The organism is Streptomyces sp. NPDC059851, from assembly GCF_042732005.1.
Classification (GTDB): domain Bacteria; phylum Actinomycetota; class Actinomycetes; order Streptomycetales; family Streptomycetaceae; genus Streptomyces.
Genome location: NZ_JBHWJJ010000031.1, coordinates 26,628 through 42,203 on the forward strand (window position 1 = coordinate 26,628; position 15,576 = coordinate 42,203).

The window sequence follows — 15,576 nt, forward strand, 5'->3', positions numbered from 1 at the left end:
GGGCGGCTTTCGGTCTCACTGAGATCACGATCGGGCACGAACGGAGGTTCGGGGTGAGCGGGTGTCGGTGGCGGCACGTAGATTGCTGATCATCGTGGCTCCGGCCCTCCCATGGGGAGTGGGTTCCGTCCGGGCCGTCCCGACCGTCATGTGCATCATCCTGTGGGGGAGTTTCGTGCGTAGCACCCTTGTCCGCCGTTCCGTCGTCGCCGCGTCCGCCGTCTCGCTGGCCCTGCTCGCCACCGCGTGCGGCTCGTCCGAGGGCAAGAAGGAGGACGCCAAGTCGTCCGCCCCTGCGGCCTCCGCACCCGCCGCGGCCGCGGCCAAGGGCAAGACGGACGCCGAGCTGGCGCCCCTCCTGCTGACCCAGGCCGAGGCCCCCAAGGGCAGCGTGGTCAAGACGCCCTCCGCGGCCCAGATCGCCGCCCACGCGGCCACCACCGACAAGGCCGAGTGCAAGCCGATCGTCCAGGCCGCGTCGATGGCGCCCCAGGGCACCTCCGCCGGTGTGGCCCGCATCCAGGTCGGTGGCACCTCCGGCAAGGCCGCCGACCCCAACGCGACGGAGGCGGACAAGGCGAAGGCGGCCCTGGAGATGCTCACCGGCGCCACCGGCACCTCCGTGACCCTGACCTCCTACGACGGCAAGGGCGCCGAGGAGGCGTTCGCCGCCTTCAAGACGGCGGGCACCGCCTGCGCGGGCGGCTACACGATGACCCAGGGCGGCGAGAGCCTGAAGGTCAACAAGGTGGCGGCGGGCGACGCCGTCACGGCCGGCGACGAGGCCGCCTCGTTCCTCGCGGACTTCGGCGACGCCGAGGCCCCGATGGCCGGGCAGCTGGTCGTGGTGCGCAAGGGCAACACCCTCGCCACGTTCTCGGTGCAGAACCTCGGCGGCAAGCCGGCGCTCCCGAAGGACGTCATCGACGCGCAGGTCAAGAAGCTCGGCTGAGCCACGCTGCTGGCGCCCGGCGCCTGAGCGGCCGTCAACCCCGCCCGGCGCATTCGCCGGAGCGGGGTTTTCGTTTCGTCCAAGTGCGGGGCCTGGGGCCGATCGCGGCGTACGCTGCGCCGTATGTGCGGAATTGTGGGTTACGTAGGAGCGCAGTCGGCGCTCGATGTGGTCATCGCCGGGCTCAAGCGGTTGGAGTACCGCGGTTACGACTCGGCGGGCGTCGCCGTGCTCGCCGACGGAGAGATCGCCTCCGCGAAGAAGGCCGGCAAGCTGGTCAACCTGGAGAAGGAGCTCGTCGCGCATCCGCTGCCGGCGGGCTCCACGGGCCTGGGGCACACGCGTTGGGCCACCCACGGGGGGCCCACCGACGCCAACGCCCACCCGCACCTCGACAACGCCGGCCGGGTGGCCGTCGTCCACAACGGCATCATCGAGAACTTCGCCGCGCTGCGCGCCGAACTGGCCGGCCGGGGGCACCGGCTGGAGTCCGAGACGGACACCGAGGTCGTGGCCCACCTGCTGGCGGAGCGGTTCGCCGCCGCCGGGCACGACCTCGCGGAGGCCATGCGGCAGGTGTGCCGGCGGCTGGAGGGGGCGTTCACGCTGGTCGCGGTGCACGCCGACGCGCCGGACGTGGTGGTCGGCGCCCGCCGGAACTCCCCTTTGGTCGTGGGCGTTGGAGAGGGCGAGAACTTCCTCGCCTCGGACGTGGCCGCGTTCATCGCCCACACGCGGTCCGCGATCGAGCTGGGGCAGGACCAGGTCGTCGAGCTCCGCCGCGACGGGGTCTCGGTGACCGGGTTCGACGGTTCGCCCGCCGAGGTGCGGGCGTACCACGTGGACTGGGACGCCTCGGCGGCCGAGAAGGGGGGATACGACTACTTCATGCTCAAGGAGATCGCCGAGCAGCCGAAGGCTGTCGCCGACACCCTCCTGGGCAGGATCGACGCGAGCGGCTCGCTGACCCTGGACGAGGTGCGCATTCCCGCCTCGGTGCTCCGGGAGGTCGACAAGGTCGTCATCGTGGCGTGCGGTACGGCGTACCACGCGGGCATGATCGCGAAGTTGGCCATCGAGCACTGGACCCGCATCCCGTGCGAGACGGAACTGGCGAGCGAGTTCCGCTACCGCGACCCGATCCTGGACCAGCGGACGCTGGTGGTGGCGATCTCGCAGTCCGGCGAGACCATGGACACCCTGATGGCGCTGCGACACGCGCGCGAGCAGGGGGCCAAGGTGCTGGCCATCTGCAATACGAACGGGTCGACGATCCCGCGGGAGTCGGACGCCGTGCTGTACACGCACGCCGGCCCCGAGGTGGCCGTCGCCTCGACGAAGGCGTTCCTCACGCAGTTGGTCGCCTGCTACCTGGTCGCGCTCTACCTCGGGCAGGTCCGGGGCACCAAATGGGGCGACGAGATCCAGGCGGTGGTCCGCGAGCTGTCCGACATCGCCGCGGCCGTCGACACCGTACTGGAGACGATGGAGCCGGTGCGGGAGCTGGCCCGGTCCCTGGCCGACAAGAACACCGTGCTGTTCCTCGGGCGGCACGTCGGCTACCCGGTGGCGCTGGAGGGTGCGCTCAAGCTCAAGGAGCTCGCGTACATGCACGCCGAGGGCTTCGCGGCGGGCGAGCTCAAGCACGGGCCGATCGCGCTCATCGAGGCGGACCTGCCGGTCGTGGTCGTCGTGCCCTCGCCGCGCGGGCGCTCGGTCCTGCACGACAAGATCGTGTCGAACATCCAGGAGATCCGGGCGCGCGGGGCGCGGACCATCGTGATCGCGGAGGAGGGGGACCAGGCCGTGGTCCCGTACGCCGACCACCTGATCCGCATCCCGGCCACGCCGACGCTGCTCCAGCCGCTGGTGGCGACGGTGCCGCTCCAGGTGTTCGCCTGCGAACTCGCCACGGCCCGCGGGAACGAGGTGGACCAGCCGCGTAATCTCGCGAAGTCCGTGACCGTGGAGTGAATGGGTAGTTCGTTGTGATTATCGGCGTGGGAATCGACGTTGCCGAGATCGACCGCTTCGGCGCGGCGCTGGAGCGGACGCCGGGCATGGCGCAGCGGCTCTTCGTCGAGTCCGAGTTGCTGCTGCCGAGCGGCGAGCGGCGCGGGACCGCCTCGCTCGCCGCCCGGTTCGCCGCGAAGGAGGCACTGGCCAAGGCGCTCGGCGCACCCGCCGGAATGCTGTGGACCGACGCCGAGGTGTACGTGGAGGAGTCAGGGCAGCCGCGGGTGCGGGTGCAGGGCACCGTGGAAGCGCGGGCCGTGGCCCTGGGGGTGAAGACCTTTCACGTTTCGCTCAGCCACGACGCGGGCGTCGCCTCGGCGGTGGTCATCGCCGAGGCGTAGGGGCACCGGTCCGGCCGCCCGATCGGGCAGGCTGGGCGCATGCGGACTGCTTACAGCGTGGAGAACGTACGGGCGGCCGAGCGGGAGCTGATGGCTCGGCTCCCCGAGGGCGCCCTGATGCAGCGGGCGGCGGCCGGGCTCGCCGCCGCCTGCGCGGACGTGCTGCCGAAGGTGTACGGGGCGCGGGTCGTGCTGCTCGTCGGGCCCGGGGACAACGGCGGCGACGCCCTGTACGCGGGCGCCCGGCTGGCCCGGCGCGGCGCCGGGGTGACCGTCGTGCCGATGGACCCGCAGCGGATGCACCCGGGCGGGCTGGCCGCGCTGCGGGCCGCCGGGGGGCGGGTCGGCGAGACCGTGCCCGACCGGGCTGACCTGGTCGTGGACGGGCTGCTCGGCATCGGCGGGCGCGGCGGACTGCGGCCGGCGGCCGCAGCGCTGGTCGAACGGATCCCGGCCGGGGCCGTCGTGGTCGCCGTGGACCTGCCGAGCGGGGTGGACGCGGACACCGGGGAAGTGGCCGGGGCGGCCGTGCGGGCCGACGTCACGGTGACCTTCGGGGCCCACAAGCCGGGGCTGCTGATCGACCCCGGGGCTTCGCGGGCCGGCGTGGTGCGGCTGGTGGACATCGGGCTGGAGTTCGACGCCCCGGCAGGGCCCGGGCCCGGGCCCGGGGCCCCGTCCGGTCCCGAGGTCGAGGCCCTGCAGCACGCCGATGTGGCCGGGCTGCTGCCGCGGCCGGCGGCGTCCAGCGACAAGTACCGCCGCGGTGTCGTCGGCATCGTCGCCGGATCGGCGCAGTACCCCGGCGCGGCCGTACTCGCCGTGGCGGGGGCCCTGCGGGGCGGTGCGGGGGCGGTGCGGTACGTCGGCCCGGCTGCGCAGGAGGTCCTCGCCCGCTACCCCGAGACGCTGATCGGGTGGGGGCGGGTCCAAGCGTGGGTCGTCGGACCCGGACTGGGGGAGGGGCGCGGCGAGGAGGTGGCACGGGCGCTGGCCGACCCGGTGCCGGTGCTGGTCGACGCGGACGGACTGCGCGGGCTGGACCCGTCGGCGCTGCGCGCCCGGCCGGCGGCGACGCTGCTGACCCCCCACGCCGGCGAGGCGGCCGCCTTGCTCGGGGTACCGCGGGAGGCGGTGGAAGCCGGGAGGCTCGCGGCCGTACGGGAGTTGGCCGGGCGGTACGGGGCGCCGACCCTGCTGAAGGGGTCGACGACGCTGGTGTGCGACGGGGGCGGGCGCGGGCCGGTGCGGGTGAACCCGACGGGTACGCCGTGGCTCGCGACGGCGGGCAGCGGCGACGTGCTGTCGGGGCTCGGCGGGTCGCTGCTGGCGGCCGGGCTGGGGGCGGCGGATGCGGGTGCGGTGGCGGCGTACCTGCACGGGCTCGCCGCTCGGTCGGCCGCTGCGGGGGCGCCGGTTCTCGCCCATGAGGTGGCCGAGGCGCTCCCCGCCGCCTGGCGCAACGTCGCCCGGCCCTGACGGACCGCCGCCGAGGCCACCGGAGGCCGACCCCTCACTCCCCGCGCCCCGCACGACGGCGGGGCCGGTGCGTGCTGGTGGTCGCTTGCTGGGAATGGCGGTCGCGCGGGGGTGGGGCGGGCTCTGAGAGACTGGGGGCGATGAACGAGACACCGGGGCGCGTGTACGCCGAGATCGATCTGGACGCCGTACGGGCGAACGTGCGCGCACTGCGCGAGCGGGCACCCGGGGCCGAGGTCATGGCCGTCGTCAAGGCGGACGCCTACGGGCACGGCGCGGTCCCCTGCGCCCGCGCGGCCCTGGACGCCGGGGCCACCTGGCTCGGCACCGCCACGCCCCAGGAGGCGCTCGCCCTGCGTGCCGCGGGGGTCGGCGGCCGGATCATGTGCTGGCTGTGGACCCCCGGCGGTCCCTGGCGCGAGGCCGTCGAAGCCGATGTCGACGTGTCCGTCAGCGCGATGTGGGCCCTCGACGAAGTGACCGCCGCCGCCCGGGCGGCCGGGCGGCCCGCCCGGATCCAGCTCAAGGCGGACACCGGCCTCGGCCGCAACGGCTGCCAGCCCGCCGACTGGGCGGAACTCGTCGGCGCGGCCGCTGCAGCCGAGGCCGAGGGCACCGTCCGCGTCACCGGCCTCTGGTCGCACTTCGCGTGCGCCGACGAGCCCGGCCACCCTTCCGTCGAGCTCCAGCTGGCCGCGTTCCGCGACATGCTCGCCCGTGCCGAGAAGGAGGGACTGGAGCCCGAGGTCCGGCACATCGCCAACTCGCCCGCGACGCTGACCCTCCCGGACAGCCACTTCGACCTGGTGCGCTGCGGCCTCGCCGTGTACGGCGTCTCACCGGCCCCCGAGCTCGGCACTTCCGCGGAGCTCGGGCTGCGCCCCGCGATGACCCTCAAGGCGTCCGTGGCCCTGGTCAAGACGGTGCCGACCGGGCACGGCGTCAGCTACGGCCACCACTACGTCACCGACGCCGAGACGACCCTCGCCCTGATCCCCGCCGGATACGCCGACGGCATCCCCCGGCACGCCTCCGGCCGCGGCCCGGTCTCCGTCGGCGGACGGATCCGGCGTGTCGCCGGGCGCGTCGCGATGGACCAGTTCGTCGTCGACCTCGGGCCCGGCGCCACGGTGCGGGCGGGGGACGAGGCCGTTCTGTTCGGCACCGGCGAGCACGGCGAACCCACCGCCGAGGACTGGGCCCAAGCAGCACAGACGATCGCGTATGAGATCGTCACCCGTATCGGAGGGCGCGTACCGCGCGTCTACCGCAACGGCTGAGTGCTGAGTGAGGACGGCGTGAGCGAGAACTGGCGCAGGGCCGGCTGGGCCGGAGCCCTGATCGGCGTGATAGCCGCGGGTGCGGCGGCCGGTGTCGCCGTCGAGCGGATCACGGTGGGGCGCAGCGTGCGCCGCAAGGCGCGCGTCGCCCTCGACGCGACCGGCGACTACGGCTCCCTGCGCGGAACGCCCGGCGCTGCCTACGCCGAGGACGGCACCGAGCTCCACTACGAGGTCGACGAGCCGGACGAGGACGCCGCCCAACGGCCGCGCCCGCGCCTGCGCCGCAAGGCCGCGCCCGCGCCGACCGTCGTGTTCTGCCACGGCTACTGCCTGGGCCAGGACTCCTGGCACTTCCAGCGCGCCGCCCTGCGGGGCCTCGTCCGCGCCGTGTACTGGGACCAGCGCAGCCACGGCCGCAGCGCCCGCGGCTTCGCCCAGGCCGACGGCGAAGCGGTGACGATCGACCAGCTCGGCCGCGACCTGAAGACCGTCATCGACGCCGCCGCCCCCGAGGGCCCGCTGGTCCTGGTGGGTCACTCGATGGGCGGTATGACCATCATGGCGTTCGCCGAGCAGTACCCGGAGCTGGTCCGCGACCGCGTGCTCGGGGTCGCCCTGGTCGGCACCTCCAGCGGCCGCCTGAACGAGGTGACGTACGGTCTGCCCGCCGTGGGGATGGGCGCGGTGCGACGGATCCTGCCGCCCGTGCTCAAGGCGCTCGGCTCGCAGGTGGAGCTGGTGGAGCGGGGCCGCCGGGCCACCGCCGACCTCTTCGCCGGCATGATCAAGATGTACTCGTTCGGTGCCCCGCGGGAGGTGGACCCGGGCGTCGCCCGGTTCGCGGAGCGGCTCATCGAGGCCACCCCCATCGACGTGGTCGCCGAGTTCTATCCGGCCTTCCAGGCCCACGACAAGACGGCCGCCCTCCAGCGGTTCGCGGACATCCCCGTCACGGTCGTCGCCGGGGACCACGACATGATCACCCCGGCCGCGCACAGCCAGGCCATCAAGGACGCGCTGCCGGCCGCCGAGCTCGTCGTCCTGGAGCGGGCCGGGCACCTGATGATGCTGGAGTACCCGCAGACGGTGACCGGGCTGCTGGCCGAGCTGCTGGCGCGCACCGGTGCGGTGCCCACAGCGGCTAACGTTGGCGGACATGGAAGAAGTACCGCTGGAAGCGCTGGAAGCCCCCCGCAGCCCGGTGCGGGGATCGCAGGATCCTGAAGGCGCCGCCGGGGCGCGCATCACCGTCGACTCGCCCGAAGCCATGCAGGCGCTGGGCCGCAGCATCGCCGGGCTGCTCCGCCCCGGCGACCTCGTCCTGCTGACGGGGGAGCTCGGCGCGGGCAAGACCACGCTGACCCGCGGGCTCGGCGAGGGGCTCGGTGTCCGCGGGGCGGTGACCTCGCCGACGTTCGTGATCGCCCGGGTGCACCCCTCGCTGCGCGGCGGGCCGGCGCTGGTCCACGTGGACGCGTACCGGCTGGGCGGCGGGCTGGACGAGATGGAGGACCTGGACCTCGACGTGTCGCTGCCCGAGTCCGTGGTCGTCGTGGAGTGGGGCGACGGCAAGGTGGAGGACCTGTCGGACGACCGGCTGCACGTGGTGATCGCCCGCGCGGTCGGCCACGAGGAGGTCCTGGACGACGTACGGGAGGTCACCGTGCGCGGGGTCGGCCGGCGTTGGGCCGCACCGGGCCTGCTGGCGGGTCTCGGAGCCGTCACGGCGGGCTGAGTCCGGGTCGCCCTTCCGGGCGGCGGGGCGGGGCCCGGTCGGGCTTCGGACGGCCCGGGCGGGCTTCGGACGGCCCGGTCGGGCCGGGGACGTCCCGGGCGCGGCCGCCCCAACAGGTGCCGACAAGGTGTCGGCAAGATGTTGCGCCGGAAGAGCCGGGCGTGGTCACATGGTACGGAGGGCTGGTTAGGCCTACCTAAGTACGGCCGGCCCGGGCCAGGAGGCAGCCATGTCGACAGGAGCAACGGCACCGCGCGACCCCCGCTCGTCCGCCGTGCCCATGGGCGTGCTGCTCGCCGCGGGTGCGGCTGCGTCCGCCGTCTCGACGCCGCCGGTGCACGAGCGCGCACGGCAGCGGGCGGCCGGCCGGGAGAAGCCCGCCGGACCGGCCGGACCGGCCTGCGCGGAAGCGGCGGCCGACGGCCGCGGACCGGGCGGCCGGCACGAGCAGGCCGCCCCGGAGCCCGAGGCGGCCTGAGTCCTCCGTCCGGGTGAATGTCAGGGGACGACGACGACCTTCGAGTTGATCGTCGCGAACGCCCACATGGCGTCGCCGTCGGCCCGGCTCATCCGGATGCCGCCGGTCTTCCGCGTCGGGTCGGGCTCGGGCAGCTTCCCGTCCGCGCGGGCGCTGAAGCCGATCACGACCCCGCTGCCCTCGGCGGTCGCGAAGCGCACGACGTGCTCGACCGGGACGCCGTCCGAGCCGGTGACCGCGTTCGAGCGGGAGTTCACCAGGTAGGTGCCCGGCTTCGGGTGCACCGTGCTCGGCACCACCGTGAACGTCCTCGGTTCCTTGCCGTCCTCGGTGACCAGCCACACCCGCTTCAGGGCCGCCGAGTACACCACGCGCGTCCCCGTGCCCGAATCGGCCGGCACGGCGTTCGGCTTCGCCGGGCCGGGCGCCGGCGCGGGCGCCTCGGCGGAGGGCGCCGCCGACGGCGCGGCCCCCCGTGCGGCGGGTGCGGGCGCGGTGGCCGAGGCCTGGTAGCCGAGGAACCCGACCGCGGCGAGTGCCGCGGCGGTGAGCCCGGCCACGATTCCGCTGCTGCGTCCCACTTGCTCCACCTCTCGTGCTTCCCCGTGCGCCGGGTCCGGCAGATTCCCGGGCCTGGTCCCGGATTTCGCATGCCGTGGTCGAATCCTCGGGTCGAAGGTAGCAGCAGGGGTGCCCCGCGACCGGCCGCGAGGGCCCGGGCCCCGGGAGTCGTAGGCTGTTCGCGTGCTCTTGCTCGCTGTAGATACCGCCACGCCCGCCGTCACCGTCGCCCTGCACGACGGCGAGGACGTCCTCGCCGAATCCCACCAGGTCGACGCCCGCCGCCACGGGGAGCTCCTGCTGCCGTCGGTCGACCGGGTCCTCGCAGGGGCCGGGCTCACGCTCGACGCCCTCACCGGCATCGTCGTCGGCGTCGGCCCCGGCCCCTACACCGGGCTGCGCGTCGGCCTCGCCACGGCCGCCACCTTCGCCTCCGTCCTCGGCATCCCCGTGCACGGCCTGTGCACCCTCGACGGCCTCGCGTACGCCGCGGGCGCCGCGGGGATCGAGGGACCCTTCACCGTCGCCACCGACGCGCGGCGCAAGGAGGTCTACTGGGCCCGCTACGAGGACCCGCTCACGCGGGTCGGCGGGCCCGCCGTGGACCGCCCGGCCGAGATCGCCGAGCAGGTCGCCGGGCTGCCCGCGGTCGGCCAGGGCGCCCTGCTGTACCCGGAGGTGTTCACCGACGCCCGCGGCCCCGAGCACCTGAGCGCCGCCGCCCTCGCGGCGCTGGCGGTGCACCGGCTCGCGGCCGGGCAGGAGTTCCTGCCCCCGACCCCGCTGTACCTGCGCCGGCCCGACGCCCAGGTGCCCAAGAACTACAAGGTGGTCACCCCGCAGTGACCGCAGGTACCGGCACCGCTGTACTGCGCGAGATGCGCTGGTGGGACATCGCGCCCGTACTGGAACTGGAGCAGGAACTGTTCCCCGAGGACGCCTGGTCCGCCGGAATGTTCTGGTCCGAGCTCGCCCACGCCCGCGGCCCGCACGCCACCCGCCACTACGTGGTGGCCGAGACCGTTCCCGACAGCGGCTCCGCAGCGGGCTCCGGCCGCATCGTCGGCTATGCCGGGCTGGCCGCCGCCGGCGACCTGGCCGACGTACAGACCATCGCGGCCGCACGCGACCAGTGGGGGACCGGGCTCGGTGCCCGGCTCCTCACCGATCTGCTGCGGGCCGCCTCCGCGTTCGAGTGCGCCGAGGTGCTGCTGGAGGTGCGGGTGGACAACACCCGCGCCCAGAAGCTCTACGAGCGCTTCGGCTTCGAGCCGATCGGCTTCCGCAGGGGCTACTACCAGCCCGGCAACGTCGACGCGCTCGTGATGCGCCTTTCCGATCCCGCACACTCCGTCCCCGCGGACGGACCCGTACAAGGTGAGACCCATGGCTGACGAACCCCTCGTCCTCGGCATCGAGACCTCCTGCGACGAGACCGGCGTCGGCGTCGTCCGCGGCACCACCCTGCTGGCGGACGCGGTCGCGTCGAGCGTCGACGAGCACGCGCGTTTCGGCGGCGTCGTGCCCGAGGTGGCCTCCCGCGCCCACCTGGAGGCGATGGTCCCGACCATCGAGCGGGCCCTGAAGGAGGCCGGGGTCAGCGCCCGCGACCTCGACGGCATCGCCGTCACAGCCGGCCCCGGCCTCGCGGGGGCGCTGCTGGTCGGCGTCTCGGCGGCCAAGGCGTACGCGTACGCGCTCGGCAAGCCGCTGTACGGCGTGAACCACCTGGCCTCGCACATCTGCGTGGACCAGCTGGAGCACGGGCCGCTTCCCGAGCCGACGATGGCGCTGCTGGTGTCCGGCGGGCACTCCTCCCTGCTGCTCGCCCCGGACATCACCTCCGACGTGCGGCCGCTGGGCGCGACCATCGACGACGCGGCGGGCGAGGCCTTCGACAAGATCGCCCGCGTGCTCCAGCTCGGCTTCCCCGGCGGCCCGGTCATCGACCGGCTGGCCAAGGAGGGCGACCCCAAGGCGATCAACTTCCCGCGCGGGCTGACCGGGTCGCGCGACCCGGCGTACGACTTCTCCTTCTCCGGGCTCAAGACGGCGGTCGCCCGGTGGATCGAGGCGAAGCGGAACGCGGGCGAGGACGTGCCGGTGCGCGATGTCGCGGCGTCCTTCCAGGAGGCCGTGGTGGACGTGCTGACCCGCAAGGCGATCCGCGCCTGCAAGGACGAGGGCGTCGACCACCTGATGATCGGCGGCGGCGTCGCGGCCAACTCCCGGCTGAGGGCGCTCGCGCAGGAGCGCTGCGACGACGCGGGGATCATCCTGCGGGTGCCTCGGCCGAAGCTGTGCACGGACAACGGCGCGATGGTCGCGGCGCTGGGCGCGGAGATGGTCAAGCGGAACCGCCCGGCCTCGGACTGGGACTTGTCGGCGGACTCCTCGTTGCCGGTGACGGACCCGCACGTGCCGGGCGCCGGCAAGGGGGACGCGGACGAGCAGGACCACGGCCACGCACACGCACACGGACACGACCACGACCACGACCACGTGCACGAGCTGAGCAAGGACAACCTGTACTCGTGAGCACCATCGCGCTGATGTGGGAGGCCCGCGCCGCCGACGGCCGCGGTGCGGAACTGCTGGAGTGGGCCCGCTCGCAGGTCCTCGCCCGGGAGCCACTGCGCCGGGAGGTGCTGCGGGCCTCGCAGGACCGGGTGCTGGTGATCACCTGGTGGGAGGCGGCCGAGGGCCTGGCGGCCGAACTCCCGGAACTCCCGGAGCCCGCGGCCGACCTGATCACGCGCGCGGTGCACCGCTGGCGGTTCGAGTCGGTGGAGGCGGAGACCGCCGGCGGGTCCTGAGCCGCCGGACGGCGGGCCCGGGCTAGGGTCATGTGCATGACGCGCCCTGGCCTGCCGCCCCCGCCGCCGCCCGCCGATCTGCGGGCCGTACTGGACGAGGCCTCCGTACGGGCAGTGCGCGCCGACCGCGTGCGCATCCTGCGGGAGCTGGGCCGGCGAAGCCTCGGCCCGGGGCGGCTGCTCCTGCTCTGGGCCGTGGCCGCCGTCATCGCCCTCGGCTGGTCCCTCGTCGGCGCGGGCCTGATGGCCTTCGAGAGCTCGGGCCCCTTCTCGGTGGTCTTCGGCGGGGTCTTCGCCCTGCTCGGGGCGGGCGTGATGATCCCGGCCGGGTTCTGGTCCGCCCGGTGCGTCCGGCGGGACCGGGCGGTGCGCCGACTGCTGCACGCCTGGGCCGAGGTGGACCCCGACCCGGCCGCCGACGCGTGGCTGCGCTCCCCCGGCCCGATCCTGTTCTGGGCGCTCTCCTCCTCCGCGGCGGCCGTGTTCGGGCTCTACGTGTGTTTCGCCGCCGCCGCCGCGGCGTGGGCCCGGCCGGGCGGCGCCACGTACGGCGAGGTGACCTACACCGTCGGCTTCGGCACCATCCTGTGGATCACGGGCCTGCTGGGCCTCGGCAAGGCCGGCGCGCACCACCGCTGGGCCGTGCGCGCCTTCCCGCCCCCGCCGCCCGTCGTCAGAGGGCGCTGACCGGCGAGCCGATCAGCATCGACGGGGCGCCCGCGACCCGGGTGAGGAACACGGTCGCCGCGTTCCGCCCCTGCGGCTTGACCTTCCTGCGCAGCTCCTCGGGCTCGATGGCCGAGCCGCGCTTCTTCACGGTCAGGATGCCGACCTCGCGCTCGCGCAGCAGCGCCTTCAGCTTCTTCAGGCCGAACGGCAGCACGTCGGTGATCTCGTACGCCGTCGCGTACGGCGTCGCGCGCAGCTCGTCGGCGGTGACGTAGGCGATGGTCGGGTCGATGAGCCGGCCGCCGAGCTGCTCCGCGACCTCGGCGACGAGGTGGGCGCGGATGACGGCGCCGTCGGGCTCGTACAGGTAGCGGCCGACCGGCCCGGTCTCCGGGTCGGGCAACGGGCCGGCGGTGTGCAGGGTGCGCGGGCCGGGGAGCAGGGTGGCGCGGACGGTGCCCGGGGTGGCCCCGAACCACAGCACGGCCTCCTTCACGTCCCCGTGGTCGGAGATCCACTCGGCCTCGGCCTGCTCCGGCACCGCCTCGTGCGGGATGCCGGGAGCGATCTTGATGGCCGCGCACCGCGCCGTACGGGCCGCCTCCACGGCCCAGGACAGCGGCGGCGAGTAGGCCTCCGGGTCGAAGACCCGTCCGCCCGCCGCCCGGCCACCGCCCCTCGCGGACGTGCTGTGCGCGGCCCCTCCACCATGTCCGCCGCGCCGGGCTGGGTCGAGGAAGACGGCGTCGTACCCGGCGGTGTCGACGGTGGTGACGTCCGCCTCCCGGACCTCGACCAGGTCCGCCAACCCCAGCGCTTCGGCGTTGGCCCGGGCCACGGCGGCGGTCAGCGGGTCGCGGTCCACCGCCAGCACCCGGATCCCGAGCCGGGCCAGGGCCAGGGCGTCCCCGCCGATGCCGCAGCACAGGTCCGCGACGCTGCGCACGCCGAGCGCCGCGAACCGCTGCGCGCGGTACGAGGCCACCGTGGCACGGGTGGCCATCTCGGCTCCGCCGGGCGTGAAGTACATCCGGAAGGCGTCCTCCGCGCCGAACTTGGCCGCCGCGCGCTGCCGCAGCCGGGCCTGCCCCAGCGCGGCGGAGACCAGCGGTGCGGGGTGCTCGCGGCGCAGCCGGGTGGCGACGGCGAGCTCCTGGGCCGGGTCGTAGTCGCGGAGCGAGTCCAGGAGGGCGCGGCCCTCGGGGGTCAGGAGGGCGGCGAAGTCTTCGGGGGTCACCGCCCCATTGTCGGCCAGTGTGCGCCAGTCGGTGGAAGGTCGCCTTCCGTTCGCGGTGTCGGCGGGGCGGAGCGCCGTTGCGGTGCCAGGATCCGCTGCTATGCAGCTAGTACGACAAAAGGAACAAAAGATGCTTCACGGTCGCCGGTTCACCGCCGGCTCGCGCGGTCGGGCCGGGGTCGCCCTGTCGGCCCTGCTCGTCGCCGCTCTGGGAACGGCGTGCGGCACCTCCGGGGACTCCGGCGGCGCACCCGCCCCGACCAAGGGCGGCAAGAGCGCCGAAGCATCCTCCGGTACGGGGGGCGGCGCGGCGGGGGCGGCTCCGGGCACCCGCGCCGAACAACTCAAGGCCCGGCTGGCCGCGGTGAAGAAGTGGAAGCTGGACAAGGTGCCGCTGGACGCCCCTGCGGCACCGAAGGAGAAGCCGAAGATCAGCACCCGCGACGGCTTCGAGGTCGAGGGTCACGAGGACCTCCCGCCCGTCTTCACCACGATCCCGACGGAGGACAAGGTCGTCTTCCTGACGGTCGATGACGGCGCGGAGAAGGACCCCGAGTTCCTGAAGATGATGAAGGAGCTGAGGATCCCGTACACGGCGTTCCTCAGCGACTACCTCGTCCGTGACGACTACCGCTACTTCAAGGAGATGCAGGCCGACGGCGTCACCCTGAACAACCACTCGCTCAACCACCGCTACATGCCGGCGCTGTCGTACGAGAAGCAGCGCGAGGAGGTCTGCGGGCAGCAGGACACGATGCGCAGGACGTTCGGCAAGCGGCCGACGCTCTTCCGTCCGCCGTACGGGAACTACAACGAGGACACCCTGCGCGCGGCCAAGTCCTGTGGGATCAAAGCGGTTCCGCTGTGGAACGCCGAGGCCTTCCCGAACCGGATGGACTACCGTGAATGGGACCGCGACCTGCATCCCGGAGATATCATCCTCACGCATTTCCGGGGGCGGGACGACTGGGAGGGCACCATGCCCGACATGGTCCGCCACGTCATGAAGACCGTCACGGACAAGGGTTACGCCGTGGCACGGCTGGAGGATTACCTGTGAAGCACGCGCGTCGGCTGGTGGCCGGAACGCTGACGGCCGGCGCGCTCGCGCTGTCCCTGACGGGGTGCGGGAACAGCGTGGACCCCATCGAGCGGCTCGGACGCAAGGCCACCCACGACCAGCCGAGCCCGTCGGCCCCGTCCGGGGCGGTCGCCCAGGGCACCCCGGGCGCGTCGCCCTCGGCCGGCGGCGGGGACCAGGCGTACGAGAAGTGGGGGCTGACGGCCCCGGTGCAGTTCGCGCCGAAGCCGGCGCAGAAGCCGGTCCTGCCGCCGCCCGCCCCGGGCAAGGCCCAGGTCGTGGACCGAATACCCGTGCCGGCCACGGAGAAGGTCGTCTTCCTGACCTTCGACGACGGCGCGGAGAAGGACCCCGAGTTCTTGAAGATGGTGGCCGATCTGAAGCTGCCGATCAGCATGTACCTGACCGACAACGTCGCCTCCTCGGACTACGGGCACTTCGAGAAGATCCGTGACAACGGCTCCGGCAGCACCATCAACAACCACACCCTGACCCACCCGAACCTCCGGACCCTGCCCTACGCGGCGCAGAAGAAGGAGATATGCGGTCAGCAGGAACGCCTGGAGAAGCGCTTCGGCGCCAAGCCCACCCGCTTCCGCCCGCCGTTCGGCAACTACAACGACGACACGCTCAAGGCGGCCGCCGAATGCGGCATCACGCAGGTGGTCCTGTGGCGGGCGTCGATGCAGATCAACGACTTCCAGTACGCCCAGGGCTCCGGCCTCAAGCCCGGCGACATCATCCTCGCCCACTTCCGCGGCCCCTCCGAGCTCAAGGGCGCGACGGAGGTCCAGATGACCACCCGCATGCTGCGGAGCATCCAGGAGCAGGGCTTCCGCATAGGCCGCCTGGAGGACTACCTCTGAGGCACTGCCCGTTCAGGTGAAGGGCGCGTGCCCCCGGGTACGGGCCCGGTCCACCGCGGGAG

17 protein-coding genes are annotated in these 15,576 nt (G+C 73.9%); 15 read left to right on the forward strand and 2 right to left on the reverse strand.

Annotated elements, in window-relative coordinates; genetic code table 11:
- Window positions 1-175 precede the first annotated feature (175 nt).
- From ACFV7Q_RS13830 to ACFV7Q_RS13865, 8 genes are all read left to right on the forward strand, one after another.
- Entirely contained in the window at window positions 176-952 is a 777-nt protein-coding gene (locus ACFV7Q_RS13830) for a hypothetical protein (protein ID WP_385427961.1), read from the forward strand.
- A 123-nt stretch (window positions 953-1,075) separates the two neighbouring features.
- Window positions 1,076-2,926, forward strand: a complete 1,851-nt coding sequence (gene glmS / locus ACFV7Q_RS13835; RefSeq protein ID WP_385427964.1) for a glutamine--fructose-6-phosphate transaminase (isomerizing) — start codon at window positions 1,076-1,078, stop codon at window positions 2,924-2,926.
- A 14-nt stretch (window positions 2,927-2,940) separates the two neighbouring features.
- Window positions 2,941-3,309, forward strand: coding sequence for a holo-ACP synthase (locus ACFV7Q_RS13840; RefSeq protein WP_385427967.1), 369 nt, complete (start codon window positions 2,941-2,943; stop codon window positions 3,307-3,309).
- A 39-nt stretch (window positions 3,310-3,348) separates the two neighbouring features.
- Window positions 3,349-4,788 (forward strand): NAD(P)H-hydrate epimerase, encoded by a 1,440-nt coding sequence (locus tag ACFV7Q_RS13845; protein WP_385427969.1) that lies wholly within the window; start codon window positions 3,349-3,351, stop codon window positions 4,786-4,788.
- Window positions 4,789-4,928: 140 nt separating this feature from the next.
- Entirely contained in the window at window positions 4,929-6,068 is a 1,140-nt protein-coding gene (alr, locus tag ACFV7Q_RS13850; RefSeq protein ID WP_385427970.1) for an alanine racemase, read from the forward strand.
- An 18-nt stretch (window positions 6,069-6,086) separates the two neighbouring features.
- Window positions 6,087-7,295, forward strand: a complete 1,209-nt coding sequence (locus ACFV7Q_RS13855) for an alpha/beta fold hydrolase (protein ID WP_385427973.1) — start codon at window positions 6,087-6,089, stop codon at window positions 7,293-7,295.
- Entirely contained in the window at window positions 7,228-7,806 is a 579-nt protein-coding gene (gene tsaE / locus ACFV7Q_RS13860; RefSeq protein WP_385427976.1) for a tRNA (adenosine(37)-N6)-threonylcarbamoyltransferase complex ATPase subunit type 1 TsaE, read from the forward strand. The genes ACFV7Q_RS13855 and tsaE overlap by 68 nt, the downstream gene beginning before the upstream one ends.
- 229 nt (window positions 7,807-8,035) lie before the next feature.
- Entirely contained in the window at window positions 8,036-8,284 is a 249-nt protein-coding gene (locus tag ACFV7Q_RS13865; protein WP_385427978.1) for a hypothetical protein, read from the forward strand.
- A 20-nt stretch (window positions 8,285-8,304) separates the two neighbouring features.
- On the opposite strand, the gene ACFV7Q_RS13870 is transcribed toward ACFV7Q_RS13865, so the two are convergent.
- Complete coding sequence (locus tag ACFV7Q_RS13870) at window positions 8,305-8,874, reverse strand: hypothetical protein (RefSeq protein ID WP_385427981.1); 570 nt, start codon at window positions 8,872-8,874, stop codon at window positions 8,305-8,307.
- Window positions 8,875-9,028: 154 nt separating this feature from the next.
- Between ACFV7Q_RS13870 and tsaB the strand changes: the two genes are divergently transcribed.
- From tsaB to ACFV7Q_RS13895, 5 genes are read left to right on the forward strand one after another with little or no spacing between them, the layout of a single operon-like run.
- Window positions 9,029-9,691 carry a tRNA (adenosine(37)-N6)-threonylcarbamoyltransferase complex dimerization subunit type 1 TsaB gene (tsaB, locus tag ACFV7Q_RS13875; RefSeq protein WP_385427982.1) on the forward strand — a complete coding sequence of 221 codons (663 nt, stop codon included), beginning with the start codon at window positions 9,029-9,031 and terminating at the stop codon, window positions 9,689-9,691.
- Between the two features lie 32 nt (window positions 9,692-9,723).
- Window positions 9,724-10,239, forward strand: a complete 516-nt coding sequence (gene rimI, locus ACFV7Q_RS13880; protein WP_385428056.1) for a ribosomal protein S18-alanine N-acetyltransferase — start codon at window positions 9,724-9,726, stop codon at window positions 10,237-10,239.
- The gene (gene tsaD / locus ACFV7Q_RS13885; RefSeq protein ID WP_385427985.1) at window positions 10,232-11,383 is read left to right on the forward strand and encodes a tRNA (adenosine(37)-N6)-threonylcarbamoyltransferase complex transferase subunit TsaD; all 1,152 of its coding nucleotides are present in this window, start codon (window positions 10,232-10,234) and stop codon (window positions 11,381-11,383) included. The genes rimI and tsaD overlap by 8 nt, the downstream gene beginning before the upstream one ends.
- Entirely contained in the window at window positions 11,380-11,661 is a 282-nt protein-coding gene (locus tag ACFV7Q_RS13890; RefSeq protein ID WP_385427988.1) for a hypothetical protein, read from the forward strand. The genes tsaD and ACFV7Q_RS13890 overlap by 4 nt, the downstream gene beginning before the upstream one ends.
- A 36-nt stretch (window positions 11,662-11,697) precedes the next feature.
- On the forward strand, window positions 11,698-12,348 hold the full coding sequence (locus ACFV7Q_RS13895) for a hypothetical protein (RefSeq protein WP_385427990.1): 651 nt from the start codon (window positions 11,698-11,700) through the stop codon (window positions 12,346-12,348).
- Here ACFV7Q_RS13895 and ACFV7Q_RS13900 read toward each other — a convergent pair.
- A complete protein-coding gene (locus tag ACFV7Q_RS13900; RefSeq protein ID WP_385427993.1) occupies window positions 12,335-13,567 on the reverse strand; it encodes a methyltransferase domain-containing protein in 1,233 nt (410 codons plus the stop codon). The genes ACFV7Q_RS13895 and ACFV7Q_RS13900 overlap by 14 nt on opposite strands.
- Window positions 13,568-13,667: 100 nt before the next feature.
- Here ACFV7Q_RS13900 and ACFV7Q_RS13905 point away from each other — a divergent pair, with 100 nt between their 5' ends.
- Both ACFV7Q_RS13905 and ACFV7Q_RS13910 read left to right on the forward strand, forming a co-directional pair.
- Window positions 13,668-14,627 carry a polysaccharide deacetylase family protein gene (locus tag ACFV7Q_RS13905; RefSeq protein WP_385427995.1) on the forward strand — a complete coding sequence of 320 codons (960 nt, stop codon included), beginning with the start codon at window positions 13,668-13,670 and terminating at the stop codon, window positions 14,625-14,627.
- Window positions 14,628-14,641: 14 nt separating this feature from the next.
- A complete protein-coding gene (locus tag ACFV7Q_RS13910; protein ID WP_385428059.1) occupies window positions 14,642-15,514 on the forward strand; it encodes a polysaccharide deacetylase family protein in 873 nt (290 codons plus the stop codon).
- The last annotated feature ends 62 nt before the right edge of the window (window positions 15,515-15,576 follow it).

Excerpts from the sequence above, each read along its gene's own strand:
- ACFV7Q_RS13865 (WP_385427978.1), top strand. The coding sequence starts at position 8,036 with ATGTCGACAGGAGCAACGGCACCGCGCGACCCCCGCTCGTCCGCCGTG.
- glmS (WP_385427964.1), top strand. The coding sequence starts at position 1,076 with ATGTGCGGAATTGTGGGTTACGTAGGAGCGCAGTCGGCGCTCGATGTG.
- ACFV7Q_RS13905 (WP_385427995.1), top strand. The coding sequence starts at position 13,668 with ATGCAGCTAGTACGACAAAAGGAACAAAAGATGCTTCACGGTCGCCGG.
- rimI (WP_385428056.1), top strand. The coding sequence starts at position 9,724 with ATGCGCTGGTGGGACATCGCGCCCGTACTGGAACTGGAGCAGGAACTG.
- tsaD (WP_385427985.1), top strand. The coding sequence starts at position 10,232 with ATGGCTGACGAACCCCTCGTCCTCGGCATCGAGACCTCCTGCGACGAG.
- tsaE (WP_385427976.1), top strand. The coding sequence starts at position 7,228 with ATGGAAGAAGTACCGCTGGAAGCGCTGGAAGCCCCCCGCAGCCCGGTG.
- alr (WP_385427970.1), top strand. The coding sequence starts at position 4,929 with ATGAACGAGACACCGGGGCGCGTGTACGCCGAGATCGATCTGGACGCC.
- ACFV7Q_RS13895 (WP_385427990.1), top strand. The coding sequence starts at position 11,698 with ATGACGCGCCCTGGCCTGCCGCCCCCGCCGCCGCCCGCCGATCTGCGG.
- ACFV7Q_RS13845 (WP_385427969.1), top strand. The coding sequence starts at position 3,349 with ATGCGGACTGCTTACAGCGTGGAGAACGTACGGGCGGCCGAGCGGGAG.